Annotated in this window: 16 protein-coding genes; 5 read left to right on the top strand and 11 right to left on the bottom strand. The window is 70.2% G+C overall.

Going from position 1 to position 14,524, the window contains the following annotated elements; translation table 11 throughout:
- Nucleotides 1–90: 90 nt before the first annotated feature.
- The 8 genes from WAT24_RS16410 to WAT24_RS16375 all read right to left on the bottom strand — a co-directional run bounded on the left by WAT24_RS16410 (nt 91) and on the right by WAT24_RS16375 (nt 5,544).
- A complete protein-coding gene (locus WAT24_RS16410; protein WP_336808976.1) occupies nt 91–705 on the bottom strand; it encodes an alpha-ketoglutarate-dependent dioxygenase AlkB in 615 nt (204 codons plus the stop codon).
- Nucleotides 706–715: 10 nt separating this feature from the next.
- Nucleotides 716–1,672 (bottom strand): cation diffusion facilitator family transporter, encoded by a 957-nt coding sequence (locus WAT24_RS16405; RefSeq protein WP_336808975.1) that lies wholly within the window; start codon nt 1,670–1,672, stop codon nt 716–718.
- A 1-nt stretch (nt 1,673) separates the two neighbouring features.
- Nucleotides 1,674–2,411 (bottom strand): DNA-formamidopyrimidine glycosylase family protein, encoded by a 738-nt coding sequence (locus WAT24_RS16400; protein WP_336808974.1) that lies wholly within the window; start codon nt 2,409–2,411, stop codon nt 1,674–1,676.
- An 87-nt stretch (nt 2,412–2,498) separates the two neighbouring features.
- Nucleotides 2,499–3,206, bottom strand: coding sequence for a DUF72 domain-containing protein (locus WAT24_RS16395; RefSeq protein ID WP_336808977.1), 708 nt, complete (start codon nt 3,204–3,206; stop codon nt 2,499–2,501).
- Between the two features lie 53 nt (nt 3,207–3,259).
- Entirely contained in the window at nt 3,260–4,036 is a 777-nt protein-coding gene (locus tag WAT24_RS16390; protein WP_336808973.1) for a class I SAM-dependent methyltransferase, read from the bottom strand.
- A 159-nt stretch (nt 4,037–4,195) separates the two neighbouring features.
- A complete protein-coding gene (locus WAT24_RS16385; protein ID WP_336808972.1) occupies nt 4,196–4,471 on the bottom strand; it encodes a hypothetical protein in 276 nt (91 codons plus the stop codon).
- Nucleotides 4,472–4,494: 23 nt separating this feature from the next.
- Entirely contained in the window at nt 4,495–4,914 is a 420-nt protein-coding gene (locus tag WAT24_RS16380; RefSeq protein ID WP_336808971.1) for a CBS domain-containing protein, read from the bottom strand.
- A 132-nt stretch (nt 4,915–5,046) separates the two neighbouring features.
- The gene (locus tag WAT24_RS16375) at nt 5,047–5,544 is read right to left on the bottom strand and encodes a hypothetical protein (RefSeq protein ID WP_336808970.1); all 498 of its coding nucleotides are present in this window, start codon (nt 5,542–5,544) and stop codon (nt 5,047–5,049) included.
- Nucleotides 5,545–5,663: 119 nt separating this feature from the next.
- Between WAT24_RS16375 and WAT24_RS16370 the strand changes: the two genes are divergently transcribed.
- The 4 genes from WAT24_RS16370 to WAT24_RS16355 all read left to right on the top strand — a co-directional run bounded on the left by WAT24_RS16370 (nt 5,664) and on the right by WAT24_RS16355 (nt 10,037).
- Nucleotides 5,664–5,846: an oxidoreductase-like domain-containing protein gene (locus WAT24_RS16370; protein ID WP_336808969.1), complete on the top strand. Its 183-nt coding sequence runs from the start codon at nt 5,664–5,666 to the stop codon at nt 5,844–5,846.
- 126 nt (nt 5,847–5,972) lie between these two features.
- Nucleotides 5,973–8,192: an EAL domain-containing protein gene (locus WAT24_RS16365; RefSeq protein WP_336808968.1), complete on the top strand. Its 2,220-nt coding sequence runs from the start codon at nt 5,973–5,975 to the stop codon at nt 8,190–8,192.
- A gap of 62 nt (nt 8,193–8,254) precedes the next feature.
- Nucleotides 8,255–9,382: an FAD-dependent oxidoreductase gene (locus WAT24_RS16360; protein WP_336808967.1), complete on the top strand. Its 1,128-nt coding sequence runs from the start codon at nt 8,255–8,257 to the stop codon at nt 9,380–9,382.
- Between the two features lie 136 nt (nt 9,383–9,518).
- The gene (locus WAT24_RS16355) at nt 9,519–10,037 is read left to right on the top strand and encodes a hypothetical protein (RefSeq protein ID WP_336808966.1); all 519 of its coding nucleotides are present in this window, start codon (nt 9,519–9,521) and stop codon (nt 10,035–10,037) included.
- 1 nt (nt 10,038) lies between these two features.
- Here the strand turns inward: WAT24_RS16355 and WAT24_RS16350 are convergent, their stop codons facing one another.
- Entirely contained in the window at nt 10,039–11,067 is a 1,029-nt protein-coding gene (locus WAT24_RS16350; RefSeq protein WP_336808965.1) for an HDOD domain-containing protein, read from the bottom strand.
- A 131-nt stretch (nt 11,068–11,198) separates the two neighbouring features.
- Here WAT24_RS16350 and WAT24_RS16345 point away from each other — a divergent pair, with 131 nt between their 5' ends.
- Nucleotides 11,199–12,218 (top strand): LLM class flavin-dependent oxidoreductase, encoded by a 1,020-nt coding sequence (locus WAT24_RS16345; protein WP_336808964.1) that lies wholly within the window; start codon nt 11,199–11,201, stop codon nt 12,216–12,218.
- 7 nt (nt 12,219–12,225) lie between these two features.
- Here WAT24_RS16345 and WAT24_RS16340 read toward each other — a convergent pair whose 3' ends face one another.
- Together WAT24_RS16340 and WAT24_RS16335 are read right to left on the bottom strand one after the other, a co-directional pair.
- Nucleotides 12,226–12,642 (bottom strand): MAPEG family protein, encoded by a 417-nt coding sequence (locus WAT24_RS16340; protein WP_336808963.1) that lies wholly within the window; start codon nt 12,640–12,642, stop codon nt 12,226–12,228.
- Between the two features lie 724 nt (nt 12,643–13,366).
- On the bottom strand, nt 13,367–13,720 hold the full coding sequence (locus tag WAT24_RS16335) for a hypothetical protein (RefSeq protein ID WP_336808962.1): 354 nt from the start codon (nt 13,718–13,720) through the stop codon (nt 13,367–13,369).
- Nucleotides 13,721–14,524 lie beyond the last annotated feature (804 nt).

The following is a 14,524-nucleotide window of genomic DNA, read 5'->3' as shown; positions in this document are numbered from 1 at the left end:
TCAATACAACTGGCACCGTCCGCATGCCAGCGTTGACTACCAGCCTCCTATCACCCGCATTGCCATGAACAACCTGGTGGGTTTACGCACCTAGCCGGCCGCGGGCGGGGTGGTCGCCGGCCGCCCGGCGACCGGCCGCACGCGGAAGGCCAGGCTGATCCGCGGCCCCATCGGCGCGCGCTGCTTGGGGATGCCGTGGTCGTAGTGGAACTGGCTGGCGTAGTCCATCAGCAGCAGGCTGCCGGCCTCCAGGTCCAGGTGCAGAGCGCGCCGCGGCGGACGCTTGGCGCGGATGACCATCTCGCGGGTGGCGCCCAGCGAGAGCAGGGCGATGGGCTGCCCGCGCACCAGGTCCTCCAGCTTGTCGTTGTGCGGCGCGACGCTGTCGTGCTCGTCCCGGTACAGGTTCAGGCCGACGCTGGTGAAAGGGGCATCCACCGCCGCCCGCACCGCCGCCAGCGCCTCGTGCAGCGGGGCGGGCAGGGCGGGGTCATCCAGGTCGAAGTGCGCGCGCAGGCGCGGCACGTCCACCTCGCGCTCGTACATCAGGCGCCGCCCGCCGCGCCAGGCGATCCCTTCCAGCAACTGGGCGAACCAGGCCTGCGCGGTGGCGGCCGGTACCAGCCCGGGGGTGTGCACCACGCGGCCGCTGGCATCGTCGATCAGTACCTGCGGCCCGGCCGCGAACAGCGAGAACTGGCCCATGGCGACACCGTCAGTCCTGCTCGTTGGCGCGCTCGATGGCGCGGCGGCGGGCGCGCCAGACCTCGCTGGTCTGCGGCTTGATGAACAGCGAGGTGATCTCGGCGTGGCGGGTCTTGATCGCCTTCTCGATGCGGCCGATGCATTCCTCGATCTGCGGCGTGGTCAGGTGGTCCTCGAACTCGGCGCTGAGCGCGGCAACCACCTGGTGCGGGCCCATCTGCACGGTGAGCGCGCCGTTGACGTGCCCCACGCCCGGATCGTTGGCGGCGATCTCCAGCAGCGATTCGCGCAGCCGCGGGTGCGCCGGTTCGCCGATCAGCAGGCCCTTGCTTTCGCGCGCCAGCAGCGCGGCCGCGACGGCCAGCACGAGCGCGATGCCGACAGAGGCGGCGCCGTCCAGCGCCGGCATGTGCAAGGCCTGGGCACTGGCGACACCGGCGAAGGCGATCAGCAGGCCGAGCAGGGCGGCCGAGTCCTCCAGCAGCACGGTGAACGTGGTCGGGTCCTTGCTCTTGCGGAATGCCTCGAAGTAGCCCATCGAACCCTTGGCGGCACGGAACTCGCGCAGCGCGACGTACCAGGACGCGCCTTCGAACACCATGGACACGCCCAGCACGATGTAGTTGACCTTGGGGTCGGTCATCGTCTCGGGGTGCCGCAGGTGCCCCACACCCTCGAACAGCGACACGCCTGCGCCCAGCGCGAACACGAGCAGGGCCACGATGAAGCTCCAGAAGTACAGCTCGCGCCCGTGCCCGAAGGGATGGACCGCATCCGGCGGCCGCGCCGCGCGGTGCATGCCGTAGAGCAGCAACAGCTCGTTGGCGGTGTCCACCAGCGAGTGCACGCCCTCGCTCAGCATCGCGGAACTGCCGGACAGGCCCGCCGCGACGAACTTGGCCACGGCGATCGCCAGGTTGCCGGCCAGCGCGGCGTAGACGACCAGGCGCGAGTTGGACGAGGACATCTCAGGCCTCCACGTAGCGGCGCTGGCACAGTTCGCAGAAGAAGCTGCGCCGGTGGGTGCGGCCCAGGTAGGCGCGCTGGAACCTGACGTGGTCGCGCGGGCAGATGCTCCGGTTGTGCACCAGCCAGTGCTTGCGCAGCACGAAGGCGCGTTTCCACTCGAGGAAGTCGAAGCTGTACTGGCGCGCCTGCTCAACCAGCTCGCGCAGCTTGCGAGCCGGCAGTGCGCCGAGCGTCGACAAGGGATGCAGGCGGATGCGGAACAGCACCTCGTTCTTGATGATGTTGCCCACGCCGGCGAACACGTTCTGGTCGAGCAAGGCATCGCAGACCAGCGTGTCCGGCATCGCACGCAGGCGCTTGCGGGCCAGTGCCGGGTCCCAGGCGTCCGACATCACGTCGGTGCGCCAGTCGTACAGCGCGTCCAGGTCGCCCTCCAGCAGGCGCACCGAACAGCTGTAGAAATTGAGCTCGCCCTCGTCGAACCGCAGGCTGAGCCGCGGCGCGGCGTCCTTGCGCTCGTCGATCCGGTAGCTGCCGAACATCAGCAGGTGGATGCGGATGCTGACCTGCGGCAGCTCGATCAGGAACTGCTTGCCGAAGCTGCGCATGGACACGATGCGCTGGCCCGCCAGCCGCTCCATGTCGATCTTGGCGTTGCCCTCGGCACGGCGGATCGTGCGTCCCACGAAGGGCGCGGCCTGTTCGCGCAGAATGACGATCGAAGGACCTTCGGGCATGGACGACCTGAGCGGACGGACCCGGCCGATTCTGCGCGGCGCCGAGGCACGGGCAGGTGAACGGGTGGCGCATCCGCGGCGTCCGTGTCAGTCCCGCAGCAGGTCGCGCAGTGCGAGCGCGTCGCCGGTCGCATGGCCCAGCGCCGTATTGTCGAAGATGCACCACGCGGGCGGTGCCCGCCGCAGCCCGCACGCCAGGCGCGCCAGCGCGGTGGGCGCGTAGGCGTCGTAGTAGGTGCGCGGCGAGCCGTGCAGGCGCAGGTAGATCCGCTGCCGCTCGCCGCCGGGCACCGCCGCCCGCGGCACGCGCGCCGGGTCGGCGGCGACGCGGGCGACGTGGACATCGCGCAGCGCGCGATCCACCGCGCCACGGAACCAGGACGGGTGCCGCGGTTCGCACGCCAGCGGCCCCCGGTAGCGGTCACGCAGGCGCTCGAGGAAGGGCAGCGCCACCGCGGCGTCGAAGGCCAGGCTGGGCGGCAGCTGCAGCAGCAGCCAGCCGAGCTTGTGTTCCAGTTCGCCGACCTGGTCGAGGAAGGCCAGCAGCAGGTCGTCGCAGGCCTGCAGCCGGCGCTCGTGGCTGATCGCCCGCGGCATCTTGGCCGCGAAGCGGAAGTCGTCGGGCACGCTCGACGCCCAGCGACGCCAGGTGGCGGGGCGGTGTGGCCGATGGAAGCTGGAGTTCACCTCGACGCAATCGAACACCTGCGCGTAACGCTCCAGCGCGCTGCCACCGGCGGGAAAGGCCCCGGCGTGCGCCCGCGGGACCGACCAGCCGGCGCAACCGATCCGGATACACTCCACGGCGGCCTCCCGGGTGCGTCGCGGGAGGCCGGACGGACCGCTGCTCACCCTTTCGGCTTGCGGAAGCGGTACATGAACTGGTCGGTGTGGCCGCGGATCGACTTGTCGAAGACCTTGATGTCGTGCGGATCGGCGGGATTGCGCAGGGCGCTGCTCTCGCCGTCGAACACGAAGCCGACCGATTCGGCCTGCCTGCGCACGATGGCCGGGTCGATGCGGTGCAGCGTATCGGTGTCGCGCATGCCCGAGCCGGCCGGGGCCACGTGGTCGATCACGACGAACACGCCACCGGGCTTGAGCACCTGGTAGACCTGCCGGTCCAGCACCACCGGGTCGACCCGGCCCATGAACTTGTCCGGATAGTCGTGGTAGTTCTGCGAGGTGAACACCACGTCGACCGACTCGGGCGCCTCGAGCCTGGCGGCCGGCTGGGTCAGCACGCTGACGTTGGCATAGTGCGGCTGGCCCGAGAGCTTGCGCAGGTTGGCCACGTCGGACTGCGCTTCGGCGGCGTACTCGTTAGGCCACACCGCATAGACGTGTCCCTGCGGACCGACGATGCCGCTGAACACGCGGGTGAAGTAGCCGCCGCCGGGAATCAGTTCGAGCACCTTGTCGCCCGGCTTGACCTGGGCGAAAGCCATCACGGCGGCGATCTTGCGGCGCGCGTCGTCCTTGCGGTCGGCCTGGCGCGAGGGATCGTTGATGGCGGCGGTGAGGTAGGGCGGTTGCGCGTGCGATGCGGTGCCTTGCCGGGCGGGGGCGGCGTGCAGGGTCGGCAAGGCCAGGGCGATCACCGCGGCGAGGGCGAGCTTGCGCATGTCAGGCTCCTTGGGGATGGGTCCGTCGATTGTGCGCCCTGCGGGCGCGCCTGCGCGCATGACCTTCGGCAGGGCACACGAACGGAACCGGCGGAGGCTTCCCACCGGTTTCCCTTCCAGGCCGTCCCTGGCCGTATCTGCGTCCCTGCCCGCAAGATGTCAGTGCGTCCCACCCGCCGAAGTCGCGGTGGTCGCCGGGCTCATGCTGGTGGAGGCCGGCGGCGGCATCGCGGTGGACGACGACGGCGGCATGGTGGCCGGCGGCATGGTCGCGGTCGAGCTGGCCGGCGGCATGGTACCCGGCGTGGTGGTGGGGGCGGTGGCGGAGGGTGCGGTACCGGGCTCGGCGTTCTCGTCGTTGGCGTTGTGGTTGCAGCCGGCGAGCGCGAACGAGGAAGCCAGCAGCAGGCTCCAGCACAGCAGGCGGGTCTTCATGGCGATCTCCTTCGGTAGATGGGTCAGTGCGGCTGGGACACCCGGCGCGTCACTTCGGTCTGCAGCTCGCGCGCGTCGGAGCGTTCCAGGTCGGCCAGCGAGACGATGCCGCACAGCACGCCCTTGGCGTCGACCACCGGAACGCGCCGGATCTGCTCGCGTGCCATCAGGTTGGCACATTCCTTGACAGTGGCGTCCTCGCGGATCACCGTGGGCGGTGCGGTCATGCAGTCCTGCACCCGTACCTCCAGCGGATTGCGCCCGGCGGCCAGCGTGCGCACCACGATGTCGCGGTCGGTAATCACGCCGATCGGGTGGCGGTCCAGGTCGACCACGGGGATCTCGCCCACGTCCTCGTCGCGCATCGCGCGGGCGACCTCGTCCAGCGGCGAGGTGGCGAGGCAGAACTTCGGGTCGCGGGTCATCAACTGCTGGAGATCCATGGGTACTCCGGTAAGCGGTGGGGCTGTATCGCGCGGGGAAATATTCCTCGCGCCCGGTTGAATGCGGTGTCGGCGGACCATGAAAGGTGCGTGCAAGCCCGGTTCGCGGTCGGTCGATGGTCAGCCGGGGAGTCAGGTCAGCGCGGTGGGTTCGTCGAACGGCAGCGGCGTGGCACCCGCGCGGACGAGGGCCGGCTCGGCGCGACGCAGCAGTTCGGCATCGCCGTCGAGCACGACCAGGATGCGGCCGGCCTCGATCTCGCCCTCGAACTTCCGGCGCACCGGATCGGGCACCGAGGCGCCGACCAGGGCGCTGGCCCAGCCGCCGGTGAGCGCGCCGGCGATGGTCAGGCCGGCCACGCCCGCCAGGGTGATGCCGAGCGGAGGAATCGCCACCGCCACCAGCCCCGCCAGCAGGCCGGTGGCGCCGCCGCCGATCACGCCGCGCAGCGCCGCCGGGAAGAAATCGCTGGCGGCTTCCTTGTGCTGCTCCGGCATGGCTTCGAGTTCGATGTCGGAACGCGCCACCAGCGAGATGTCGTCCTCGGCGACGCCGGCGGCGCGGGCCGCCTGCATCACGGTCCTGGCGGTGGCGGTATCGGGCGTGCTGAACACGTGGCGGGTCTTCATGGGGCTGCTCGCGACGGCGGCCGTCGAGGCGGCCGGTGCGCCCATCTTTGGTGCGCAGGGGTAGGCCGGGCGTCGCCTGCGGGTGTCCATCGCGTGAGGGGCTCGCTTAACATCCAGCCATGGCTGCCCCGATACCGCCGGCCGATCCGGACCCCCGTCCGGAGCCACCGCCCGCCCCCGATCCGGTCGACTGCTGCGGCTCGGGTTGCACCCGCTGCGTGTTCGATCTGCATGACGAGGCCATGGCGCGCTACGAGGCCGCGCTGGCGGCCTGGCGCGGGCGCCACCCGGAGGCGTGGTGAGGTACTACATTTCCGGTGCGGCCGTCCGATAAGGGGGAAACGGCCCATGGCCGTACGGGGGCTGGGCGGCGCAGCGGCAACGACCGCAGGCGATGCCCGCGGGTGGGGGCACGAGGTGGGGGGAGCATGACGAAGCAGGGCGGGCGTTGGGTTCGTGCGGTACTGCTGGCGATCCCCTGCGGCGTGCTGTATTGGGCCATCACGCCCTACCAGGCCGGCTTCTTCGGGGTAACCTCGGACGCTTCGCTGGTCCACCTGCACTTCGGCTTCCTGCTCGCGGTGGCGATGCTCTACCGCGATCCGCTCCCGCTGCGGCTGGGCCTGTCCATCAAGCTGCTGATGTGGCTGGTGCTGGTGCACGCCGGCCATCCGCCGCCGACCACCTACCTGTTCGGCGCGGTTTCCGCGCTGGCCGAATACGGCCTGCTTAGGCTGACCGCGCGCCTGATGGGCTGGCCGCGCGCCGGCGCCCGCTTCGGGGCGGCCGACGTCGCCGCCTTCGTGCTGTATGCGCTGGTGCTGCTGCCGCTGGCGATAGTTGCCACCAACGTGGTGTTCGAACTGGTGCTGGTACACCCGGCGCCGGCATGGCGCGTGACGGCCAACGAGCAGTTGCAGACGTTCCTGGCCAAGTTCTTCGGGGCGCTGGCGCTCGGCCTGCCCATGGTCGTGCTCGGTACGCACACGGGCGGGCGCATGGCATGGTGGCGCCTGCTGGCGGTAGGCGTGGCGCCACCGCTCGCCCTGCGCATGCTGGCACCGCATCTGGGCTGGGATCCGGCGCTGCTCCCTTCGCTGCTGCTGGACAACCGGTTGCTGATCGCCGCGGCGCTGGTGTGGGTCGCCTTGCACCTGCCGTTGCGCTGGAGCATGCCGCTGCTGGTGCTGGCGCAACTGCTGTTCGCCGGCGGGCTGGCACAGGACGCCAGCGGCTCGTCGCAGCCCGCCGAGTTCATCGGCCTGGCCCGTACCGTCCTGGAGTGCACCATGCTGCAGCTGCTGGTGCTGCTGCTGATGCTGTACGGCAAGGAGCGCGACGAGGCGGCGCGCCAGCACGAGCGCGACAGCCTGGTCGAGCCGTTCACCGGGCTCCCGAACCTGGCGGCGCTGCGTCGCCGGTGCGCGGGTACGCCGCCGCCGCTGGGGTTCCTGCTGGTCGACCGCACCGACCGCATCGCCGCCTGCCTCGGCCTGATGGCGCAGGCGGCGCTGATGCGCTGGATCGCCGCGCGCCTGCACGGCGTGGTGCGGGCCTACCACGTCGGCACGGGCCAGCTCGCGCTGGTCGCCGCGGGGACGCCGGATGCGCCGGACTGGGATGCCGTGCTGCAGCGCCTGCACCAGGCCGATTTCGTGTGGCGCGGCCAGCGCATGCGCGTACTGCCCTACCTGGGCGTCGCCGGTGCCGAGGGCGATCAGGAGAGCCTGGACGAGCGCCTGCAGCGCGCCTCGCGCGCCGCGATCGAGGCCAAGCTGCGGGGGGAAGTACGCTGGCTGCAGGCCTCGCCGGCATTCACCGAGGGTGCTCTGCACACCACGGCACAGCAGAGCCTGGCGCTTTCGCGCACGGTGTTCTCGCGTATACGTGCCGGCGAGGTGGAGCTCTACTTCCAGCCCATCGCGCCACTTGCCGCAGGCGCCGCGCCGACGGTCAGCGGCGAAGTGCTCTGCCGCCTCCAGGACGACGCCGGCCAGTTGCTGCTGCCCGGACAGTTCCTGCCCGAGCTGCAGGAGGACCGGCGCATGGCCGAGCTCGACCTGGCCGTGCTGCGCAAGCTCGGAGCCTGGATCGGCGAGCACCGCGACCGCCTGATGCCGCTCGGTTACCTCAGTGTCAACATCGCTGGCCAATCGCTGGCCTCGCGCGAGTTCGCCCGCGAACTGCTGACCCTGGTCGACGGGTTCCCGCTGCCGGCGGCGCAACTGTGCTTCGAGATCACCGAGACCGCGGCCATCATCTATGCGCACGAATCCGCACGGCTGTTCGCGCAGCTGCGCGAGCGCGGCTGCCACATCGCCATCGACGACTTCGGTGTCGGTTACCAGTCGTTCGAGCGGCTCAAGCAGATCCCGGTGGACCTGATCAAGATCGATGGCAGCTTCGTGCGCGCCATGCGCATCTCGCCGAGCGACCTGGAGCTGGTGCGCGCCTCGGTGCGGGTGGCTCGTGCGTTCGGCGCGCAGACCGCTGCCGAGTACGTCGAGGACGCGGCCACCGCGGAACTGCTGCGGCGCCTCCAGGTGGACTGGATGCAGGGCGACCACGTCGGTCGCGCCGCGCCGATCGAGACGGTGCTGCTGGCACCGGCCCTGCGCGCGGCTGCCCCGTCCCTGCGCGACGCTTGACGCTCACGACGGATTGCCACGAGGGCAGGCAGGCTGGTGGGCAGTTTTCCGATCCAGCTGCCATGCCCAGCCACACCGAACCCGTGCTCATCGCCGGCGCCGGGCCGACCGGCCTGGCCGCCGCGCTGTTCCTGGCGCAGCGCGACGTGCCCGTGCGCGTGATCGACAAGGCCCCGGTGCCGAGCCACCACTCCAAGGCGCTGGCGGTGAATCCGCGCACACAGGAACTGCTCGAGGACAGCGGCGTGACGGACCGCATGCTGGCCGAGGGGTGGCTCATCCAGGGCGCCACACTGCACCGGCCCGGCAGCGAGGACGTCATTCTGCCGCTCTCGCCGCTGCTGGATACCGGCCGGGCGATGCTCACCCTGGCCCAGGCGCGGACCGAGGCGCTGCTGACCGAGGCCCTGCAGCGTCTGGGCGTGGCGGTCGAACGGGGAGTCAGGCTGGAATCGGTAGAGCAGGCGGCCGACACGGTGACCGCCGAGCTGGTGCACGCGGACGGCGCCGTCGAACGCGTGCAGGCGCCGCTGCTGTTCGGCGCCGACGGGGCGCACAGCACCGTGCGCCAGGCGCTGGGTCTGGCGTTTCCCGGTGACGAGCTGCCCGAGCCGTGGCAGCTGTGGGACCTGCGGCTGGCCACGCCGCTCGACCCCGACCGGGTGCACCTGCTGCTGCGGCCCGACGGCTTCCTGTTCCTGTTGCGCGTGCGCGGGGATGTCTGGCGCGTGATGGGCAACGGCAGCGCGCCGCTGGCTTCGCTGCCGCCCGGCAGCGTCTGCGGCGAGGTGGTGTGGCAATCGCATTTCCACATCGCCCATCGCGTGGCCGAACGGGCCGGCGCGGGACGAGTGCTGCTTGGCGGCGACGCGGCGCACATCCACTCGCCCCTCGGCGCACGCGGCATGAACCTGGGCATCGAGGACGCCTACGTGTTCGCCGATTGCGCCGCCGGTGCGCTGGCCGGCGATGCGGAGCGTCTCACCGGCTACGCGCAGGCGCGCCATGCCGTGCACCGGCAGGTGGTTCGCCGCATCGCCGCACTGACCCGGCTGATGCATGGCTATCCGGCGACACTGCGCGAACTGCGCGACACCATCGTGCCCCGGTTGCTGCGCTTCGGCCCGGCGCGGCGCCAGTTCATGCGCCTGGCGGGCGGGCTGGACCATCCGCTGCTCACGCACTGCTGACCCGGCGTGCCGGCTCCGGACCTTGCAAACGGACGTCCAAACCGCGGCAGGCTTGGCGTTTCGGGCCCCTGCGCGTTGATCGACGCCGCCCACACCGCTAGATTTTCGGTGAAATCGTTTTCTCGGGGGAGTTCGCATGAAGAAGTCCGGTTGGGTGATCGGCGCCGTATTGCTGCTGTCGGCCTGCGGCTCGCAGGAGACGCGCATGCCGGTGGCGTTGGGGGAACTGGTGACACCCGCATCGGCGCCGTGGCTGCAGGTCGACCAGACGGCCCGCAACGTGCAGGTGCGCGGGCTGGACGACCCGCTGACGCTGGAGCCGACGCCGCCGGTGCCGGAGGTCGTGCAGTCGCGCCTGCGCCGCGCCCTGCAGCCGGCCTACTTCACCGACCTGGTGGTGCAATGCGGGGAGGTGGCCTCGGAGATGCGCGTCGATGCCGACGCAACGCCCGCCAGCGTGACACTCGAACTGGGCCTGCATTGCACGATCAATGCGCGCGGCCTGATCTCGGCTCAGGACTACCACGCGCAACCGTCGATGCGCGTGCCCGCCGACGGCAACTATGCCAAGGCGCTGTCGGCGCTCCTGGCCACCGGCAGCGACGAGATCGCGGGTCGGCTGCGCAGCGACGTGCAGGCCTCGCTGCAGCGCTGAGTCAATCCGGCGGCGGCGCGAACTGCCGGCGCAGGTCCTGCTGGCAGCGCAGCAGCATGTGCGGCGGAAAATGGGCCGGCCAGGTCGTGGCGTAATCGAGCTCGGCTTGCAGCAGGCCGCGCTCCACCAGCAACTGCACCATCGCCAGCGCGTCGGCGCAGGCGAGCGTGCGGCCAAGGCCGGAACGGGCGGCATCCGGCCCTTCCACGCGTTCCTCCAGCGCGCGCACCACGTTCGCCGGCATTTCCCAGTGCCGCACCGCACGCAGCGACAGCCGGGCGCCGAGGCGCATGCACGCGCCCAGGAATGCGGGCGAAAACGGTCCCAGCGACGGCGGCGCTTCCTGGTCCAGCAGGCGCACCACCGCGCCGGTGCCGGTGTGGCAGACCATGCCGGCCAGGAACGCCTCGAACGGCTCGCAGCCGCCCTGCCGTCCCAGCCAGGCGCCCGCATGGGCGCAGCGCTCGGCGTGCTCCCACAGGTAGGGGCCCGCCATGTGGCCGTGCATGCCGGCGCTGGCCTGCAGGATCGGCTTCATCACGTGCTGCGTGGCCACCTGGCGCAGGCTGTCGTAGCCCAGCAGCACCACGGCGTGCTGCAGGCTGTGGATCGGCTGGGCCGCGCGAAAATGCGCGCTGCCGGCGACGCGCATCACCTCGCCGACGAGCACCGGGTCGCGGCCGATCAGCGCGGCAAGCTGCGCGCCGCCCAGGTTGTCGTTGCGCAGCGCGCGCAACAGCTGAGGCAGCACGCTGGGCAGCCGCGGCAGGCCACCGACGTCGAAACGCTCCGCGATCGCCTCGAGCCGGCGCAGGGTGGCCTGTTCGGTGCCGCTGGGCGGTTGCGCGGGAGCCTCGGGCAGGCCCAGCACGAACCGGTGGAAGCGGTCCTCGACCACCGCCAGCACCGGACCGGGCGCGAGCGGGGCGGCGTCGGCAACGACCGGTTCGACCGCCACGAGCATCGAGGCGGGGGCAGGGCGGGGCGGTGCTTTCTGCGCGGCGAACAGGCGCCGCCACAAGGCTCTCATCCTGGATCCCGGATCCCGTAAAGCGTCGTTCGCGCTGTATCGGCCGCTCCGGCGGAAAGTTGAAGCGGACCTGGCCGGCTGGCATTGCGGCGCAGCGCCCCCAGATAGGCGCCATGCCCAGGAGCCCCCGCATGATCCCGTTTTCCATCCTCGACCTCGCCCCGATCACCGAAGGCAGCAACGCCTCGCAGGCGTTCGCCAACATGCTCGACCTCGCCAGGCTGGGCGAGCGGCTGGGCTACCGCCGCTACTGGCTGGCCGAGCACCACAACATGCCCGGCATCGCCAGCGCTGCCACGGCGGTGCTGATCGGCCACGTGGCCGGCGGCACCACCACCATCCGCGTGGGTGCCGGCGGCGTGATGCTTCCCAACCATGCGCCGCTGCAGGTGGCCGAGCAGTTCGGCACGCTGGCCAGCCTCTATCCGGGGCGCATCGACCTGGGCCTCGGGCGCGCGCCGGGCACCGACCAGGCCACCGCCCGCGCGCTGCGCCGCTACTACGAAAGCGCGGACGCCTTCCCGCAGGACGTGGTGGAACTACTGCATTACTTCGAGCCCGCGACGCCGGAGCAGCCGGTCCGTGCGGTGCCCGGCGCCGGCATCGACGTGCCGGTCTGGATCCTCGGCTCCAGCCTGTTCGGCGCACGCCTGGCCGCCCAATTGGGGCTGCCGTACGCGTTCGCCTCGCACTTCGCCCCGGATGCGCTGGACGAGGCGCTGGCGATCTACCGGCGGGACTTCCGCCCCTCGCCCCGGCTCGCGGCGCCCTACGCCATGCTCGGCATCAACGTGGTGGCCGCCGGCAACGACGCCGAGGCGCGTCGCCTGTTCACCACCCAGCAGCAGGGCTTCATCAACCTGCGCCGCGGCCGGCCGGGCCTGGTGCCGCCGCCGATCGACGACATCGAAAGCTACTGGACGCCGACCGAGAAGGTCGGCGTCGAACGCGCGCTCGCGTGCGCCGTCGTCGGCGGCCCCGCCACGGTACGCGAAGGCCTGCGCGAGTTCGTCGCCCGCCACCGCCCCGACGAGCTGATCCTCACCGCCAACATCTACGACCACGCGTTGCGGCGGCGGTCGTTCGAACTGGCGATCCAGGCCAGGCATGCGCTGGCCGGGCAGGGCGCGCCGGCCGATTGCTGCCAGTAGAGCGGCCTCATGCCGACGCCGAGAGCAGGCGCAAGGCCCAGTACAGGCCGATCACCATCTGGAGCGCGAACGCCGTGAAGCGGATGCTGACCGCGATGGCGCTCACCGATGTCAGATGCACCAGGGACTGGAACAGGCGGGCACCGAGCAGCACGTAGGCGAGCGGGTCAGTGACGGCCGTGAGGTCGGTGGCGACCGCGGCGACCAGCGGGCCACCGAAGACAGGCAGGCCCTCCAGGCAATTGGCGTGCGCCCGTGCCAGTCGTTGCATGAAGGGAGACAGGTTCGCGTTGTCCGGCTGGAATCCGTTGGCGGGAACCTTGCCGAGCAGCACCAGGCCGGTGCGCAGGAGCTCCATCAGCAGGAGCAGGGCAAGCGTCCAGGCGACGAACGCCACCAGCGCGATGAAGCTTGGGCTGTGCATGATGGTATCCCTCGTGGGCCACGTTGTTGGCAACAGCGCGCAGGGCACCAGGCTACCAGGCCGGGTACTGGCTCGGGCGTCGGGCGACCTCGTCGGGGGGCTCGGTGCGGCCAGATGGCACACGCAACGCGAGGCGAGCGGGCTGGGGCGGGTCGTACGACGGCAGCCTCTCGCGTCAGCCGGACCGGCGCCACCATGATCGCCCCCTTGACCACGAGCCCGTTCCCCAAGGTGGCCTCGAACTCCAGAGAGTCGCCCATGTTTCCCGCAAAGGTATGGCTGCTGGGCACGTAAAGATCCCCAGGGACCTCCGGGTTTGCTCCAACCAACACCTTCAGGGTGTAGTGCCCGGCCGCACCTAGCCGAGGGACCAGCGACAGCCTGTATGGGCCAAGATCATGGTCCACGGGCTGTTGGGACACCACGTTGGCAGCAGCCCCGACGGTCCAATGGCTGCGTCCCTTCTCGATGGTGACTTCGTAGTGGGCCGAACGACTGATGCTGCATGGGTTGCGGGAAGCGTGGCGGCTGCTCCCAGGAACAACGCGCGGAGTCCCGCCGTTTTCACAAGGCGACTCAAGAATGGCTGATTCGGGTGCCGCACCGACGACCTCCCCCAACCAAGGCATACCCGGCTCCGGGCGGAACCGGCCCCAACCAATCACGGCCGACGAACACGTTGGCTCCTATGCGCGACCTAACCGGCTCGAGGTAGGCGCGTTCGCTAGGACGGGTGATTGGCCGCAGCCACGGGTTGCGCCACGCGGATGTGGCCCTGCCCCTTTCGGCAAAACAGCTCGTAGCTTTGGCCGCCGACGAAGTCATAGGTGATGGTGGGCGGCCCGTCTACATAGATCTGGCCAGGACAGTAAAAGCCGACTTCGCGTTCGCCAGGCGCCAAGTGGACGATTCTGGGATAGCCATCGGGGAAGTAGTAATTGCCTACGGAAACGATCCCCGAGCCGGGTTCCAGAGGCTTGTCCCCCGCGACGTACGCCAGCGACGCTGCCAGCTCTTTGGCCTGCGGCGGGAGGTTGTGCGGGAAGCCGGCACAGCCGGATATGGACAGGCAGACCACGGACAGACACGCAACTGGTCGCATACGGCCGAATCCTGAGTTGAGCGGCGGCGGATCCGCCGGCTTGAATGATCGGTTAGCCGACGAGAGCTAGCCGGAGCTCGCGCAAGTGCCTTTAACTGACGTGCGGCAAGGCTTCATGTCAACGGATCCGCCGTAGCCCATGGAAAGTGGCTTCAAACACTAGCTGGATCACCGCGCGGCCCCGAAATGCCTCAGGTGACTGCGACAGCCACGAGGTAAAGCCGACGCTCTTGATGCCAAGGAAGGGCTCGGGATCGAGGCGGTGTGTGTTCTCACCGACCTGACGCCATGCGTCTGCGCCGCCGTCCATGTGGCCAACTAGGTGAAACCAGCCTTGGGTAGGCACGGGCTCGCCGCTGGAGCCGTAGTGGCAGAGCTCAGCAGGCCAAGGGGATCAATGCCGGGTTGGCTTAGCAACTGCAGAAATGGAAGAGAGGACGCTCGTTCGCCTGCGGCACGGAAATCGACGCAGTCGATGCAATCGCACGAACTCACGGACGTTTGCGCGTGCAGCTGCCGAGTGATCTGGGCGGGCGGATCGGATGCTCCTACCGGCTGACTTGGGAGGAACATTTCATGGCCGGGCTAACGCTCCAGTTGAGCGGCGGCGTAACCGCCCGCCTCGGACGAATTGTTCGGCTTACGCTGGAGGGATATCCAACCGCCGCATTGCAATGTGCTGCCGACGTCCCCCCGCTTTGAGTAGCGGGACGGTTTAGAGTCCGGGGTCACTTTAACTGCTTGGCATAGGCGGAGGGTGTCAGCCCGCCCAACACCTTC

Source organism: Fulvimonas yonginensis (assembly GCF_037137055.1).
Lineage (GTDB): Bacteria > Pseudomonadota > Gammaproteobacteria > Xanthomonadales > Rhodanobacteraceae > Frateuria_A > Frateuria_A yonginensis.
The sequence above is the reverse complement of the archived record's forward strand: the minus strand, read 5'-3'. Positions and strand labels throughout refer to the sequence as shown.